The following is a 16021-nucleotide window of genomic DNA, read 5'->3' as shown; positions in this document are numbered from 1 at the left end:
GCGAGTCGTAGACTGGGGTAGTGACCACTTCACCGATCAATCGCCTCGACCTCCGCGACTCCGCACTCGACCGCCGCACCCTGCGCGCCTCTGTCCCGCGCGCCCAGGTCGACCTGTCCGACGCAGTCGCCGCCGTCGGCCCGCTGCTCGCCGCCGTCCGCGAGCACGGCCGCTCCGCCGTCCTCGAGTACACCGAGCGCTTCGACCGGGTGGCGCTCGACACCGTGCGCGTGCCGGCCGCCGAGCTCACCCGCGCCGCCGCCGAGCTCGACCCGCGGATCCGCGCCGCGCTCGAGGAGACTATCCGCCGCACGCGCGCAGTCGCCGCCGCCGATGCCCGGCCCCCGGTGACGACGAGCTTCGACGGCGGCGGCACCGTGACCACCCGCTGGCTCCCGGTCGACCGGGTGGGCCTCTACGTGCCCGGCGGGCTCGCGGTGTACCCGTCCACCGTGGTGATGAACGTCGTGCCGGCGCAGGTCGCCGGTGTCGCCTCGCTCGCGATCGCTTCGCCGCCGCAGTCCACCGGGCTGCCGCACCCCACCGTCATGGCCGCGGCCGCGATGCTCGGGGTCGAGGAGGTGTGGGCGATGGGCGGCGCACAGGCCGTCGCCGCGTTCGCCCACGGGTTCGACGACGGCGAGGTGCTCGAACCGGTCGACCTCATCACCGGCCCGGGCAACGCCTTCGTCGCCGCCGCCAAGGCCAGCGTCCGCTCGGTGGTCGGGATCGACTCGGTGGCCGGTCCGACGGAGATCATCGTCCTCGCCGACGACACCGCCGACCCGCGCTTCGTCGCCGCCGACCTCATCAGCCAGGCCGAGCACGACCCGCAGGCGGCCTCCGTGCTCGTCACCGCCTCGGAGGCGCTGGCCGACGCGGTCGCCGCCGAGCTCGCCGCACAGGTGCCCGCCGCCGCCCACCGGGAGCGGATCGCCGAAGCGCTCGCCGGGCCGCAGTCAGGGATCGTGCTCGTGCGGGACCTCGATGCCGGCATCGCCGTGCTCAACGCCTACGCCGGGGAGCACGTGCAGCTCATGGTCGCCGAGCCCCGCGCCGTCGCGGAGCGTGTGACGAACGGGGGAGCGGTGTTCCTCGGCGACCACTCGCCGGTGGCGCTCGGCGACTACTGCGCCGGCTCCAACCACGTGCTGCCGACGATGGGGAACGCGGCCCACGCCTCCGCGCTCGGCATCCAGTCCTTCCTCAAGGGCAGCCAGGTCATCGACTACCCGGCCCCGGCGCTCGCCGCCGTCGCCGACCACATCGTCGCGCTCGCCGCGGACGAGGACCTGCCCGCCCACGGCGCCGCGGTGAGCCTGCGCTTTGCCGCGGATGAGGAGAACTGATGCACTGCCCGTTCTGCCGCCACCCCGATTCCCGCGTCGTCGACTCCCGCACCTCGGAGGACGGCTCGTCGATCCGACGGCGCCGCCAGTGCCCCAACTGCATGCGGCGCTTCACCACGATGGAGCACACGAGCCTCGCGGTGATCAAGCGCTCCGGGGTCTCCGAGGAGTTCTCCCGGCAGAAGGTCATCTCCGGTGTGCGCAAGGCCTGCCAGGGCCGCCCGGTGGGGGAGGACGACCTCGCGAAGCTCGCCCAGCGGGTCGAGGAAAAGATCCGCAGCCGCGGGATCGCGGAGATCGACGCCGACGAGGTGGGGCTGGCGATCCTCGAGCCGCTGCGCGAGCTCGACCAGGTGGCGTTCCTCCGCTTCGCGAGCGTGTACCAGGGCTTCGAGTCGCTCGAGGATTTCGAGGCCGCGATCGCCTCGCTGCGCGCCGAGCGCGATGCCGAACCCGCCGGGGCCGCTGCGGGGACCGCTCCCTCCGAGGTTCCTGAGCAGAACTCGTGAGATCGAGCTGTCGAATCCGAGTGTTCTCGGTATAGGATGAGTTCTGCGCGCTCAGGCGCGCCCGCCGCCGGCGGCATCGGAGGGGAAGCCGACGCCGTCGGCGGCCTCTATTCACCCACCCCCCAAACCTCAATTTCCGAAGGTTCCTGAGAGCGGATCCGCAATTTCGTGCAATCTCACGCTGCGGACGGGACAGCGATCCGGGTGACCGGGCAGGCCACGTACCCGCTCAGGTGACCCGGCAGGCCCCGTCCGCGGTCAGCGGGTGAGGTACGGGCTGAGCACGGACGGCTCCGCCCCGACGACGCGCAGCCGCGAGGTCGACCGGGTGAGGGCCACGTAGAGCTCGCCGATCCCCGTGGGATCACCGGCAGGGGCTATCGAGGCGGGCTCGACGATGATGACGCTGTCGAACTCGAGCCCCTTCGCCTCGTACGGGGTGAGCACCGCGACGGTGTGGTCGATGCCGGCGGGACCGAGTCCGAAGTCCACCCCGCCGTCCTGGGTCAGCGCGTGCTCGATGAGCTCCCCGTGCCCGGCCGTCGCGATCACCGCGACCCGCCCGCCGCCGAGCAGTGCGAGCTCCTCCCGGATCATGCCCGGCAGTCCCGCGCACACCGCGGCGACATCGCCGAGCACCTCGATCTGCGGCTCCCAGGTGCCCTCGCGGGCAGGCGAGGGCACGGCGAGATCCGGGAAGTAGTCGCGCAGCAGCCGGTTGGCGAGCACCATGATGCGCCCCGGCGTCCGGTACGACACGGTGAGTTGCTCGAGTGCGAAGCGGTCGCCGACGTGCGGCTGGAGCATCGAGGCCCAGGTGCGATCGGGATCGACTGAGCTCGCCTGCGCGAGGTCGCCCACCAGTGTCGCCGACTTGCTCGGCACCCGGCGGAACAGCAGTCGCAGCTGCATCGGGCTGAGTTCCTGCGCCTCGTCGACGACGAGGTGCCCGTAGGTCCATTCGCGGTCCTCGACGGCGCGCTCGGCGACGGTGAGATGCGGGTCGCGGGAGTCGTAGCGCTCGGCCAGATCCGCGGCGGAGACCATGCCCTGGGTGCCGGTCATCTCGATCACCGCCTCGGCGTACTCGGTGTCGGCCCGCGGGGCCGACGCGGACTCCGCCCAGCCGCCGATGAGCTCGGCGATCTCGTCGAGCAGCGGCACGTCGTCGACCGTCGGCGAGGCGCCCTTGAACCGGCGCAGCAGCGCCATCTGCTCGTAGTCGAGCAGGCCGTGGGCGGCCGCGACGAGCTTGTGGGGCTTGGACAGCAGAGCGTCGAGGACGCCGAGCGGGGTGAGCGGCAGCCAGCACAGGTTGATCGCCACCCGCACATCCGCGGCGCCGCGCAGCTCTTCGAGGAGCTCGGGCATGCGCTCCTCGTCGGCGGAGATCCCCATGGAGTCGGCGAGCGCCGGAGCGAGCTGCCGGAGCACCTGGGAGACGAAGGTCGTGCGCGCCCGGTTGTGCGGGTACCCGGTGCGCCGTGCCCGTTCGCGGGCGGTGCGCACCATCTCCGGGGTCAGGGTGAGGGTGTGGCGCCCCACCTGCAATCGGCGCGGCTCCTGCGGGACCCGCTGATAGTTCTTCACCGCCCGGGCGATGACCTGCACCATCCGCAGATCGCCCTTGACGGCGGCCGCGGCGGGACGATCGCGGGCAGTGAGGTCGAATCCGGGCATGAGCTGGCCCGGGGTCTGCAGCACCGCGCCGGTCTCCCCGAGGGACGGCAGCACCTGCTCGATGTACTTGAGGAACACCGGCGAGGGGCCGATGAGGAGGACGCCGGACTTCGCGATCCGCTCCCGGTGCTGGTAGAGGAGGTAGGCGGCGCGGTGCAGGGCGACCGCCGTCTTACCGGTGCCCGGCCCGCCCTGCACCACGACGACACCGGACAGCGGCTTGCGGATGATGGAGTCCTGCTCGGACTGGATGGTCGCGACGATGTCGCTCATCCGGCCCGTGCGATGGGCATCGAGGGCGGCGATGAGCGCGCCCTCGCCGTGGAGCGAGCGGATCTCGGCGTCGTCGAGCGCGTCGAGGTCGAGCACGTCGTCCTCGACGCCGATCACCGTGCGGCGGCGCGTGGCGATGTGCCGGCGGCGCACGATCGAGCCGGGCTCGGCCGCAGTGGCGCGGTAGAACGGCTCGCTCGCGGGGGCGCGCCAGTCCATGAGGAGCTGGCGGCGGTCGCTGTCGGAGATGCCGATCCGGCCGATGTAGGTCGTCTCCCCGGCCGCGGAGTCGATCCGACCGAAGCACAGACCCTCCTCGGCGTTGGTGAGCCGGATGAGCTGGTCCTCGTAGAGCGTGGCGAAGGCGTCGCGCTCCGAGCGGTTCTGGTGGTGCCCGCCCACATGGGAGCGGCGCACCGAGCCGAGCTTCCCCTGCGCCTCGGCCCGCAGCTCGTCGAGGCGCGCATATACCACGTCGAGGTTCTGCTGCTCGTGGTCGATCTCTGTCTGTTCGCTCACCGTCCACCTTTCCAATCGGCAATCAATTATGCCGGGTCGCCGGGGGTCGACGGTGTCGACGCGCTCGCATCGTGAGAAGAGTTCCTCGCCCGGACACCCCGTTGTCATGTCGCGTTCCAGGTGGGAGCCGGTGCCCGCGGGTTTCAGCCGGCCCGCGATCCATGGTCGATGAATGCGTCGAGCGCGTCCCCGCAGCGCACGGACGCCACGGCGGGGCCGCGGCGCATGGCCTTCGCGAGGCCCACGGCGTCGATCGGCTCCTGCGTCCCGGCGACGACGACGTTGCCGTAGCGCCGGCCCCGGAGCTGCCCGGGGTCGGCGACGAGCGCGAGGTGGGTGAAATGGCTGCGCATCTCGCCGAGCTCCGCGCGGAGCGCGGCGTGCGGGGGCCGGTCGGCGATGTTGGCGAGGTAGAGTCCGCCGGGGCCGAGGACCCGGGCGACCTCGGCGAAGAACTCCGGAGCGGCGAGTGCCGCCGGGGTGGTGTCGCCGGCGAAGGCATCGCGCACGACGAGGCCCACCGCGGAGTCGCGGAAGGTGGCGATCTCCTCGGCGCCGTCGCCGCACCGCAGTGCGAGCGCGGGGGAGCGGGGCAGGTCGAACCACTCCCGCACCTGCCGCACGAGCTCGGCGTCGATGTCGATCGCGGTCTGGCGCGAGCCGGGCCGGGAGGCATCGAGCCATCGCGGCAGGGCGCACCCCGCGGCGCCGATGTGCACGGCGCGCAGCGTCGTCCTCGGTGCGAAGACGGTGTCGACAACCCGGGACATCCAGTCGAGGTATTCGAAATCGAGGCGCAACGGGTCGCCGACGGTGATCGAGGAGCTCGGGACCCCGTTGACGAACAGCACCCACGAATCCGGCTCCCCGGGCACCGGCTCGAGACGCGCGATCCCGGTGGAGATCGGCACTTCGCGGGCCGCGGCGGCGTGTGCGGCGCGTTTCCTCCCCATGTCCTCCACCCTACGCGTCGCCCGATGTCACAGGGACGGGCCTCGTCAGGTCACAGGTGAGCGCGTCCGCAGGTCACAGACACGCGCGTCCGCAGGTCACAACCGGCCTGGCACGGCGGCGGATATCCACAGGCGGACACGCGGCATGGTGCCGCCGGCCCGCGCGGAGTGGACTGCACCCATGAGTGCATACACCGTCACCCGGCCCACCGACCTCGTCGGCATCGTCCCCCACATCCTGGGCTACACGCCCACGGACTCCCTCGTCCTCGTCACCGGCAGCCGCAGCGGCGACCGCGGCGAGGTCGGCCTCACCGTCCGCTTCGACTTCGGGTTCTCCGAGGCCGCGCACCTCGACGCCGAGGACCTCGCCGCCATCGTCTCCACGCTCGAGCACGCCGAGGGCGCCGCGGCGGTCTTCCCGATCCTGTTCAGCACCGAGGTGCCCACCGCGCTCGGCCTTCTCGGCGAACCGGAGAGCGAACTCCTCGTCGACCATTTCCGACTCCCCGTGTTCCTCATCTGCGCCGCGCTCGCCGAGGCCGGGTACGAGGTCGCCGACCCGCTGTGGGCAGGCGGCGGCTTCTGCGGCAGCCTCGACGACCCCGAGGTGCTCTACGGCCGGGCGGAGACCACCGACACCGAGGTCGCGGTGCGCCTCATCGCCGACGGGCGCAGCCATGCCGAGGACTTCGCCGCGGCGACCGCCCACCCGGTCCCGCCGCCCGAGCTGCTCACCGGCGCCGCGCGGATCCGGGCGTCCGCCCCATCGGCGGCCGCCCGCTACGACGCTGCGCTCGCGGACCTCCGTGCGCTGCTCGACCTCGCCGAGGATCCGCGTGCGACGGTCGCCCAGGTGCCCGGGGTGCTGAGCCCGGGAGGGGTCGTCGGCATGGAACTCATGTGCGCCGAGCTGTGGAGCAGGGACTGCATCGAGATGATCCTCGGCTTCGACCACCCCGATTTCTCACCCGCCCGCATCGCGGCGCTGGAGCCGGGCACCTTCGCGGCCTGGGCGCGGCCGATCGCACGCTCGGCCGCAGCGGCGGAGTCGATGATCGGACTGTCCCCGGAGCGCCCGGACTTCGCTCGGACCGCGTACTCGGTCGCCTACCTCGACTGTCTGGTCCCGGCTGTGGACGAGGCGAGCCGTCCGGCCGTCCTCGCGATGCTCGCCTGGTTGGAATGGGGCCGAGCGCGCAACTCCTTCGCCGACCACTACGCCTGCCGGTCCCTCGCGCTCGACCCCGACTATACGCTCGCCGGGCTCGTCCACGGCGCGGTGACGCGAGGACTGCCGCCGCGCTGGATGGCCGCTTCGGGCCGCTGAGCGGACACGGGGGTCCGGAGCGGATCCGGGGATCGGCGTGTCCGCCGGCCCGGCGAGCCGCCGGCGAGGATTCGCCCGAGCCGGAATATCGTGCGAGAATGGGGTGTTGACCCAGTCGTACGACTGTGCAGGGCCTGTTCTGCGCCGACGTGCTTGACATGGGTCTTACTGATGCCTCCACGGCATCGGTGGTCCGCCGCCAGACTCCCCGAAAGGTGAACTCGTGCCGACAGACGAGAAGGATTCGAGCACAGCAGCCGAAACCAGCGCACAGACTGCTCCTGCTAAGAAGTCCACTCGGTCGAGTTCCACGACCAAGCGTACTGCGTCCACCACAGCGAATAAGACCGCGGCAGCGAAATCGTCGACCGCCGCGAAGACGGCCACGGCGAAGAAGACGGCCGCAGAGTCCGGCGCGGGGGAGAAGACCACCGCGAAGTCCACGACGGCGAAGAAGCCCTCTGCGAAGACCACCGCTGCGAAGACGACGGCGGCGAAGAAGCCTGCTGCCAGGTCGACTGCGAAGAAGCCCGCTGCGGCAGCGACGGGAGACGAGAAGCCCACTGCTGCGAAGTCGACCCCGGCCAGGAAGTCGACGGCGGCGAAGAAGGCGACGACCGCGAAGTCGACCCCGGCCGAGCACACCGCCGCTGAAGCCACCGAGGCACCGGCCAAGAAGACCACGGCCCGTCGGGCACCTGCGAAGACGACGACGGCTGCGAAGAGCACGACCGCTAAGTCCACCGGCGCGAAGGGCACGACCGCGAAGTCCGCCGCGCAGTCGGAGGCGGACGAGCCGGCCGCAGCCGAGTCGCCCGCCAAGACCACGGCGAAGAAGACGACCGCGAAGAAGACGACCGCGCGCAAGCCTGCGGCGAAGAAGACCACCGCGAAGGCGACCGGTGCCGCAGCGAAGGCGACCGAGGAAGCCGTGCCCGAACCCGGTGCCGCCGAAGAGGTCGAGGCGGTCGTCGCCAAGGAGGAGACGGAGACCAAGAACTCCCAGGAGGAGAAGAAGAACGAGGCCGTCAAGGAGGCCGGAGGATTCGTCGTCTCCGACGCCGACGACGATGCCCCGGCCCAGCAGGTCGTCTCCGCCGGCGCCACCGCCGACCCCGTCAAGGACTACCTCAAGCAGATCGGCAAGGTCGCGCTGCTCAACGCCGCCGAGGAGGTCGACCTCGCCAAGCGGATCGAAGCCGGCATGTACGCCGAGCACCTCCTCGCCGAGGGCACCGTGACCGAGGCCCGCGACACCCGTGACTACAAGTGGATCATCCACGACGGGCGGATCGCCAAGAACCACCTCCTCGAGGCCAACCTGCGCCTCGTCGTATCGCTGGCCAAGCGCTACACGGGCCGCGGCATGCTGTTCCTCGACCTCATCCAGGAGGGCAACCTCGGCCTCATCCGCGCCGTGGAGAAGTTCGACTACACCAAGGGCTTCAAGTTCTCGACCTACGCCACCTGGTGGATCCGCCAGGCGATCACCCGTGCGATGGCCGACCAGGCGCGCACCATCCGCATCCCGGTGCACATGGTCGAGGTCATCAACAAGCTCGCCCGTGTGCAGCGCCAGATGCTCCAGGACCTCGGGCGCGAACCCACCCCGGACGAGCTCGCCAAGGAGCTCGACATGACGCCCGAGCGCGTCGTCGAGGTGCAGAAGTACGGCCGCGAACCGATCTCCCTGCACACCCCGCTCGGCGAGGACGGCGACTCCGAGTTCGGTGACCTCATCGAGGACTCTGAGGCCGTCGTGCCGGCGGACTCCGTGAGCTTCACCCTGCTCCAGGAGCAGCTCCACTCCGTGCTCGACACCCTCTCGGAGCGCGAAGCCGGAGTGGTCTCGATGCGGTTCGGGCTCAACGACGGGCAGCCGAAGACGCTCGACGAGATCGGCAAGGTCTACGGCGTCACGCGCGAGCGGATCCGGCAGATCGAGTCGAAGACGATGGCGAAGCTCCGCCACCCGTCCCGCTCCCAGGTGCTGCGCGACTACCTCGACTGATCCGGGCCGGCGCACGGGCAGGTCAGCCGACCCGTCGACCGCGCTCCCCGAAAGTGCAACGCGAACTGCTGCGGCGGCCGGAGACTGCGAATTCTCCGGCCGCCGCAGCAGTTTCCGTTGTCACCCCAAAGCCGTTGTCATCCCACTGCCATCGCCATCTCACCGGCACGGCTCCGCTCGTCGGCCGAACAGGGGCGACTAGCGCGGCTGGATGACGGTGAACGCGGCGTTCTGCGAGTCGATGAACCGGCCCACCCGGCCGTGGGTGGAATCGTGCGGGGCGGCGAGCCAGTCACCGCCGAGCTCACGCACCCGGCCGGCCACCGCATCGGCGTCCTCGACCTGGATGTAGGACTCCCAGTGCGCGGGGATCCCGACGTTCGAGGTGTCGAGGATCCCGCCGCGCGGGGTCCCCGTGTCGGGCAGTGCGAACGTCGAGTAGCGGAACTCGTCGGTGTCGCTCACCGGGCTGATCTCCCAGTCGAACACCGCGCCGTAGAACTCGTGCACCGCGGGATCCTTCGTGTGGAGCTCGAACCAGCAGGCGGCACCCGTGACGTCGACGCCGGTGAGGCCGCGGTCGTCCTCGTACTCGAGGACGCCGAACGCGGTACCCGCGGGGTCCGCGACGAGAGCGACGCCGGCGGTCCCGTCGAACTCCGGGATCGCCATCATCGCCTGCCCGCCTCCCGTGTCGACGCGGGCGAGGAAATCGGTGAGCTCGGCCACCCGGAAGTACACCGACCAGAACGCCGGCTGTCCGGCGGGGGCCTCGGCCGGCTGCGGGCTGATCCCCGCGACGACCCGGCCGTCGCGGACCGCCTTGACCCCGAAGCCCATCGGACCCGGCTCGGTGAACTCCCATCCGAACAGCGAACCGTAGAAGGTCCGTGCGCTCTCGACGTCGGGGGAGCTGAGCTCGACCCAGCAGGGATGATTCGGGGCGATCGTGGTGTCGGTCATGCCTCCAGTCTTCTGGCCCCGCCGGTGATCACCAAATCCCCGCCTTTGCTACGGCGCAGTGAGGAGGTCGGTCGGCCCCCGGAGAGCACACGGAACGGAGAGGGACGATCATGCATTTCGACGCAGTATTCACCGGCGGGCGGTTCCGGACGATGGACCCCGAACGCCCCGAGGCGCACTCGATCGGCGTCATCGACGGCCGCATCCGTGCGCTCGACGACGACGTCACCCGGCTCCCGGCGCACCGGACCTACGACCTCGGCGGCGCCCCGGCGGTGCCCGCCTTCAATGACGTCCACCACCACCTCTCCATGCGCGGGCAGCGCCTCAACGGCGTCGACCTGCGGGCGAGCACGGTGTCCTCGATGGAGGATCTCTACGACGCGGTCGCCGCCGCGGCCCGCGACGCGCAGCCGGGGGAGTGGATCTACGGCTCCGGCTACGACCAGAACAAGCTCGACGACGCGCATCCCCTGGCCGCCGAGCTCGACCGCCGGGCCCCGGACAACCCGGTGTGGCTCGAGCACGTGTCCGGGCACATGGGGGTGGCGAACTCCCGCGCCTTCGAGGTCGCCGGATTCGCCGAGCTCTCCGAGGTCCCCGACGTCGACGGCGGGCACGTCGCGCGCACGGAGGACGGCCGCACCGCTGCCGGGCTCGTCCAGGAGCGAGCGATGGACCTCATCACCGGGGTGTACAAGCCCCTGCCGGTCGACGACATCGTCCGCCATCTCCGCACCGCCTCCGAGCAGGCGCTGCGTGAGGGGATCGGTTCGATCACCGAGCCGAGCATCGGGAACTCGCCGGTCGACCTCCACGCCTACCTCACGGCGTAGGAGACCGGAGCACTCGGCGTGCGCGCCACGGTCATGCCGTACCTCACGGCCCTGCACCACATCATCGGCCGCGACGACGCCTCCGGTGAGGGCCTCGACCTCGGCCTGCGCACCGGGATGGGCGACGAATGGCTGCGGATCGGCCCGGTCAAGGTGCTCACCGACGGCTCTCTCATCGGCCGCTCCGCGGCGATGACGTGCTGCTACCACGGCGAGGAGTCGAGCGGCTACATGGCCTGGGACGTCGAGGAGCTCACCGAGCTCCTCCGCGGCGCCTACCGTCTGGGTTTCCGGCTCGCCACCCACGCGATCGGCGACGCCGCCGTCGACCACGCCCTCGACATCATCGAGGGCGCCCAGCGGGACTACCCGCGGACCGACCCGCGCAACCGGATCGAGCACTTCGGCGTGGCCTCCGACGAGCAGATCGCCCGTGCCGCACGGCTCGGCGTCATCGGCGTGCCGCAGCCGCGCTCATCACCGAGCTCGGCGACGGCATGGCCCGTGCCCTCGGCCCCGAGCGCACCCAGCTGTGCTACCGCGTCCGCTCCCTCATCGACGCCGGCATCCGCGTCCCCGGCTCCTCCGACGCCCCGATGGTCGACGGCAGCCCGATCCTCGGCATCCACGACTTCGTCAACCGGCGCACCGCGGGCGGCGCGGAGTTCGGTCCGGCGGAGACGATCACCGCTGAGCAGGCGCTGCGGGCCTACACCGTCGACTCCGCCTACGCCTCGCACGAGGACACGCTCAAGGGCGACCTGTCGATCGGCAAGCTCGCGGACTTCACCGTGCTCAGCGACGACCTCCTGCAGGTCCCGGCCGAGGAGCTCAAGGACGTGCAGGTCGGCGCGACGGTGGTCGGCGGCGAGATCCGCTACGACGACGGCGCGATCCGCAGCTGACACGCATCCTTCCGGCTCAGTCCTCGAGGAACTCCTGCACCCCGGCGACGATCGCCGCGGCATAGCGCTCGCGGCCCGCGGCGCTCTCCATGAGCGCCGCCTCGTCCGGGTTGCGCATCTCCCCGCACTCGACGAGCACCGCGGGCACCTTCGCGTGGTTGAGCCCGGCGATGTCCGTCCGGGCGACGATCCCGTCGTCGCCGTAGGCGGGGTTGGGGGCGAGGTCGGCCGCGCCGAAGGCCTCGACCATGTCCTCGGCGAGCGTGCGGGAGGGCTCGGCGACGCCCGCGTGCGGCGAGTCCTCGACGACGATCATGTGGAACCCGGCCGCCGAGGTGTCCTCGGTCCCGTTCGCGTGGATGCTCACGAGCACATCCGCGCCCGCGTCCCCGGCGAACTGCCCGCGCTCGTCGACGCACGGACCCACGCCCTCGTCGTCCTCCCGGGAGAGCACCACCTCGGCGCCGAGGTCCTCGAGGCGCTCGCGCACCGCTGCGGCCACCTCCCAGTTGAATGCGTGCTCGGGATAGTCGGTGGCCGAGGCCGTCCCCGTCGTATTGCACGCCTTGATGCCGCCGCGCCCGTCCGGCACCGGCGCGGTGACCTCCGCCGGGTGCGCGGCGTTGCCGCCGTTGTGACCCGGATCGACGGCGACGACGAACCCGGTGAGGGGCTCCTCGACAGGGGGTCGGCGTCGGGGTCTCGGTGGGCACCGGGGTGGCCGCCGCCGAGGTGCCCTCCGCCGGGCTCCCCACCGTGCCGGTGGACGGATTCTCCGCCGGCCCCGCTCCCGAGCAGCCGGCGAGCAGCATCGTGCTCGCGAGGAGGCCGGTGATCCAGAGGCTGCGTGACATGTGCCCCAGTATCCCACCCGGCACCTCCCCGGCATCCGGGCGCCCTCGCCCGGAGGCCCCCACCCGGCACGCACCCGAAACGTCGCCGGGGCAGCGGCATGGCAACCGGGTGCGGGCGGTGCGGACTCGTAGACTGGGGGCCGTCGATCGAGCGGAAGGAACCTGCGTGGCAGCCAGAGGAGCGAAGACCGAGGACTACGGTGCACGACAGCTGTCCGTCCTGTCCGGACTGGACGCCGTCCGCAAGCGGCCGGGCATGTACATCGGCACCACCGACTCCCGCGGCCTCATGCACTGCCTGTGGGAGATCATCGACAACTCCGTCGACGAGGCGCTCGCCGGCCACGGCGATCACATCGAGATCACGCTGCACGCCGACGGCTCCGTCACCGTCTCCGACACCGGGCGCGGCATCCCCGTCGACATCGAACCCAAGACCGGTCTCACCGGCGTCGAGGTCGTGATGACGAAGCTCCATGCCGGCGGCAAGTTCGGCGGCGGCTCCTACGCCGCGGTCGGCGGTCTCCACGGCGTCGGAGCCTCCGTCGTCAATGCGCTCTCCGCCCGGCTCGACGTCGAGGTCACCCGCGGCTCCAAGGTCCACCGGATGTCCTTCAAGCGCGGTGCCCCCGGCCGCTTCGACGACTCCGGCGGCGTGCTGTCCCCGGACAACCCCTTCACCCTCTTCGAATCCGCTTCCGAGCTCGAGATCATCGGCAAGGCCAAGCGCGGGGTCACCGGCACCCGGATCCGCTACTGGTCGGATCCGCAGATCTTCCTCAAGGACGCCCACTTCACCTACGACACCCTCGTCGACCGCGCCCGCCAGACGGCCTTCCTCGTGCCCGGCCTCGGCATCACCATCCACGACGAGCGCGGGGTCGAACGCGACGAGACCGGGGAGATCATCACCTCGCGGACCGAGGAGTTCCGGTACTCCGGCGGGATCTCGGAGTTCGTCGAGCACCTCGCCCACGACGATGCCGTGACCGACGTGTGGCGGCTGGCCGGCTCCGGCACCTTCACCGAGACGGTGCCGGTGCTCGACGAGGACGGCCACATGGTGTCCACCGCGGTCCCGCGCGAAGTCGGCGTCGACATCGCGGTGCGCTGGGGCAAGGGCTACGACACCCGGGTGAAGAGCTTCGTCAACATCATCGCCACCCCCAAGGGCGGCACGCACATGACCGGCTTCGAGCAGTCCCTGCTCAAGACCGTGCGCAGGTCCGTCGACCAGAACGCCCGCCGCCTCAAGGTCGGCAAGGACAAGCTCGAGAAGGACGACGTGCTCGCCGGCCTCACCGCCGTCGTCACCGTGCGACTCGCCGAACCGCAGTTCGAGGGCCAGACGAAGGAGGTGCTCGGCACCTCCGCGGTCCGCCAGATCGTTGCCCGCACCGTCGAGCAGGAGCTCGGTGCGCTGCTGAACTCCTCGAAGCGGCAGGAGAAGCAGCAGGTCAACCTCCTGCTCGAGAAGGTCGTGGCGGAGATGAAGTCGCGGATCTCGGCGCGCACCCACAAGGAGAACCAGCGGCGCAAGACCGCGCTCGAATCCTCGTCGCTGCCCGCCAAGCTCTACGATTGCCGCAAGACCGATCTCGACCGCTCCGAGCTGTTCATCGTCGAGGGCGATTCCGCGATGGGCACCGCGAAGGCCGCCCGTGACTCCGAGCACCAGGCGCTGTTCCCGATCCGCGGCAAGATCCTCAACGTGCAGAAGGCATCGGTGGGCGACATGCTCGCCAACGCCGAGTGCTCCGCGCTGATCCAGGTCATCGGCGCCGGCGCCGGGCGCAGCTTCGATCTCGAGTCCGCACGCTACGGCAAGGTCATCATCATGACCGACGCCGACGTCGACGGCGCCCACATCCGCACCCTGCTGCTCACGCTGTTCTTCCGGTACATGCGTCCGCTCGTCGAGGCCGGCCGGGTGTTCGCGGCGGTGCCGCCGCTGCACCGGGTGGAGATCGTCCACCGCGGCAAGGCCAACGAGGTCGTCTACACCTACTCCGAAGCGGAGCTCTACACCCTCCTCAAGCGGCTCGACCGCACGAAGAAGGCCTACAAGGAGCCCATCCAGCGCTACAAGGGGCTCGGCGAGATGGATGCCGACCAGCTCGCGGAGACGACGATGGAACCGGGCATGCGCTCGCTGCGCCGGGTGACCATGGGCGACGCCGAGGCCGCTGAGCGCACCTTCGGACTCCTCATGGGGTCCGAGGTCGCACCGCGCAAGCAATTCATCGTGTCCGGTGCAGCGATGCTCGACGCCGAGCGCATCGACGCCTGAGCCGTCACGCTCCTGGCCGGGGCCGCTGCGGCCCGTCCGCTCCGGAGCCGCCTCGCGTCGACCCGGATCAGGCCAGCGTGGGTGCGGCGAGGATGAGCGTCGGGACGAGCACGAGGCACGCGGCCGCGACGAGCTTGACCGTCCGCACGCGGGTGCGCGCCGCGGGGAGCTCACGGTCGAGGCGGGCGAGCCGTGCCCGGGTGAGATCCGTGCTGTGCGCCCCGGGATGGACGCGTGCTCCGGTCTCGACGGCCTCCGCCAGCGGTGCGGCGCCCAGGCTCGCACGCGCCCGGTCGTCGGCCATGAACTCGATGAGCGCGGACACCGCGGCGAGCGCGGTCGAGGTCGCCGGGACGAACGGCAGCGCCCGGTTCCATGCCGCGAACGGCAGCACGAGCAGATCGTGGTGGAGGTCGAGGTGCGCCTGCTCGTGCGCGACGACGGCCCTCCGCTGCTCATCGGTGAGCACCGCGAGCAGACCGGTCGTCACCACCGTCGTGCCCGAGCCGCGGCCCGGCAGGCAGTAGGCGACCGGGCTGTCGCTGGTGAGCACCCGTGTGTTCGGCAGCTCGGCCGAAGGCTCGGTGAGGAGGTCGACGAGCGCGGAGTGCCTGCGCCGGTGCCTGAGGACGAGCACGGACTGCACGAGGAGCGAGCCGATGAGGCGGACGGTGAGGAGCACCGCGACGAGGAGCAGCAGCCACTGCCACCACGCGAGCACGGACAGCGCCTGCAGGTCGGCGAGGCCGATCAGTCCGTCACCGAGTGAGCCGGCCATCGGAGCGGTCGCGAACACGACGGCGGTGCCGATGAGCGAGAGTCCGCCGGCGAGGCCCACCGCCTGCCACAGCACGAGCCGGGAGAGCGGGTCGATGAGCGGGGAGCGGCGCGCGAGCGCGACCGGCACCGGCCACGCGAGCACGAGGGCCAGCACGGCGAGGAGGGTTCCGGTGATGAGCATCGCGGGCCGCCCGGTCGGGCGTCGGTCCTCAGCGCTGGACGAGCGGGCGCTGGAGCAGCGAGGACAGGAAGGCCGTGTCGGAATCCGACACGGAGCCGAGGAAGCGGGCGAGCACGGCGTGGCGGTCCGGGGCCTGGTCGAGGACCTCGGTCATGAGTTCGGCCACGTGGTCCTCGCGGCTCGACACGGTGAGGTAGCGGTGGGGGCGCTCGGCGCGGACCCGGGTCACCAGGCCCTTCTTCTCGAGCCGGGTGAGCACGGTGTGGACCGTCGTGAGTGCGGGATCGCGGTCGCTGAGCGCATCGCGGAGGCCGGCCGCGGTGAGGCCGGCGGGGTGATTCCACAAGGCGTTCATCACGCTGCGCTCCAGTTCACCCAGTGTTCCCACGCTCGTCGCCCCGATCAGTCAGAATGCTTGCAGTCGCGGTCTGCGGATGGCCGCGCCCACCACGCAGTGTAGTCCGGTCCACCGCCGACGCGCCACCATACGAGACGGTTGAGTGTCATTTCCGAGAACATTCGTGGTTGCCGTGGAGTCGGAGTATTCTACGGACAGTAGAAACCGCAGCAGAATCACGAGACGTCGCC

The 16021-nt window shown here is 71.1% G+C and carries 13 protein-coding genes and 1 pseudogene; 8 read left to right on the top strand and 6 right to left on the bottom strand.

Annotated features, from left to right (window positions below):
• Nucleotides 1–20 precede the first annotated feature (20 nt).
• A complete protein-coding gene (gene hisD / locus FDF13_RS12560) occupies nt 21–1349 on the top strand; it encodes a histidinol dehydrogenase (protein WP_254668803.1) in 1329 nt (442 codons plus the stop codon).
• A complete protein-coding gene (gene nrdR, locus FDF13_RS12555; protein WP_137319944.1) occupies nt 1349–1858 on the top strand; it encodes a transcriptional regulator NrdR in 510 nt (169 codons plus the stop codon). The genes hisD and nrdR overlap by 1 nt, the downstream gene beginning before the upstream one ends.
• Nucleotides 1859–2116: 258 nt before the next feature.
• On the opposite strand, the gene FDF13_RS12550 is transcribed toward nrdR, so the two are convergent.
• Together FDF13_RS12550 and FDF13_RS12545 are read right to left on the bottom strand one after the other, a co-directional pair.
• Entirely contained in the window at nt 2117–4330 is a 2214-nt protein-coding gene (locus FDF13_RS12550) for an ATP-binding domain-containing protein (protein WP_137319943.1), read from the bottom strand.
• A 143-nt stretch (nt 4331–4473) separates the two neighbouring features.
• Nucleotides 4474–5283: a spermidine synthase gene (locus FDF13_RS12545; RefSeq protein ID WP_137319942.1), complete on the bottom strand. Its 810-nt coding sequence runs from the start codon at nt 5281–5283 to the stop codon at nt 4474–4476.
• 181 nt (nt 5284–5464) lie between these two features.
• On the opposite strand from FDF13_RS12545, the gene FDF13_RS12540 reads away from it, so the two are divergent.
• A complete protein-coding gene (locus FDF13_RS12540) occupies nt 5465–6613 on the top strand; it encodes a DUF4192 family protein (protein WP_175406973.1) in 1149 nt (382 codons plus the stop codon).
• A gap of 223 nt (nt 6614–6836) precedes the next feature.
• Nucleotides 6837–8624: an RNA polymerase sigma factor gene (locus FDF13_RS12535; protein ID WP_137319940.1), complete on the top strand. Its 1788-nt coding sequence runs from the start codon at nt 6837–6839 to the stop codon at nt 8622–8624.
• Between the two features lie 198 nt (nt 8625–8822).
• Here FDF13_RS12535 and FDF13_RS12530 read toward each other — a convergent pair whose 3' ends face one another.
• Nucleotides 8823–9587 carry a VOC family protein gene (locus FDF13_RS12530; RefSeq protein ID WP_137319939.1) on the bottom strand — a complete coding sequence of 255 codons (765 nt, stop codon included), beginning with the start codon at nt 9585–9587 and terminating at the stop codon, nt 8823–8825.
• 110 nt (nt 9588–9697) lie between these two features.
• Here FDF13_RS12530 and FDF13_RS15375 point away from each other — a divergent pair, with 110 nt between their 5' ends.
• From FDF13_RS15375 to FDF13_RS15365, 3 genes and pseudogenes are all read left to right on the top strand, one after another.
• Nucleotides 9698–10423 (top strand): amidohydrolase family protein, encoded by a 726-nt coding sequence (locus FDF13_RS15375; protein ID WP_254668802.1) that lies wholly within the window; start codon nt 9698–9700, stop codon nt 10421–10423.
• 33 nt (nt 10424–10456) lie between these two features.
• Nucleotides 10457–10846 (top strand): annotated as a pseudogene (locus FDF13_RS15370) (amidohydrolase family protein); the annotation flags it as partial.
• 74 nt (nt 10847–10920) lie between these two features.
• Nucleotides 10921–11328 (top strand): amidohydrolase family protein, encoded by a 408-nt coding sequence (locus FDF13_RS15365; protein ID WP_254668801.1) that lies wholly within the window; start codon nt 10921–10923, stop codon nt 11326–11328.
• A 16-nt stretch (nt 11329–11344) separates the two neighbouring features.
• On the opposite strand, the gene FDF13_RS12520 is transcribed toward FDF13_RS15365, so the two are convergent.
• On the bottom strand, nt 11345–12217 hold the full coding sequence (locus FDF13_RS12520; protein ID WP_137319938.1) for an N-acetylmuramoyl-L-alanine amidase: 873 nt from the start codon (nt 12215–12217) through the stop codon (nt 11345–11347).
• 131 nt (nt 12218–12348) lie between these two features.
• Here FDF13_RS12520 and FDF13_RS12515 point away from each other — a divergent pair, with 131 nt between their 5' ends.
• Nucleotides 12349–14472 carry a type IIA DNA topoisomerase subunit B gene (locus FDF13_RS12515; protein WP_137319937.1) on the top strand — a complete coding sequence of 708 codons (2124 nt, stop codon included), beginning with the start codon at nt 12349–12351 and terminating at the stop codon, nt 14470–14472.
• Between the two features lie 67 nt (nt 14473–14539).
• On the opposite strand, the gene FDF13_RS12510 is transcribed toward FDF13_RS12515, so the two are convergent.
• Nucleotides 14540–15433 carry a M56 family metallopeptidase gene (locus tag FDF13_RS12510; protein ID WP_137319936.1) on the bottom strand — a complete coding sequence of 298 codons (894 nt, stop codon included), beginning with the start codon at nt 15431–15433 and terminating at the stop codon, nt 14540–14542.
• 28 nt (nt 15434–15461) lie between these two features.
• Entirely contained in the window at nt 15462–15821 is a 360-nt protein-coding gene (locus FDF13_RS12505) for a BlaI/MecI/CopY family transcriptional regulator (RefSeq protein ID WP_137319935.1), read from the bottom strand.
• Nucleotides 15822–16021 lie beyond the last annotated feature (200 nt).

The organism is Brevibacterium sp. CS2 (assembly GCF_005280295.1).
GTDB lineage: Bacteria > Actinomycetota > Actinomycetes > Actinomycetales > Brevibacteriaceae > Brevibacterium > Brevibacterium pityocampae.
This window is presented reverse-complemented; position numbering and strand designations above follow the sequence as displayed.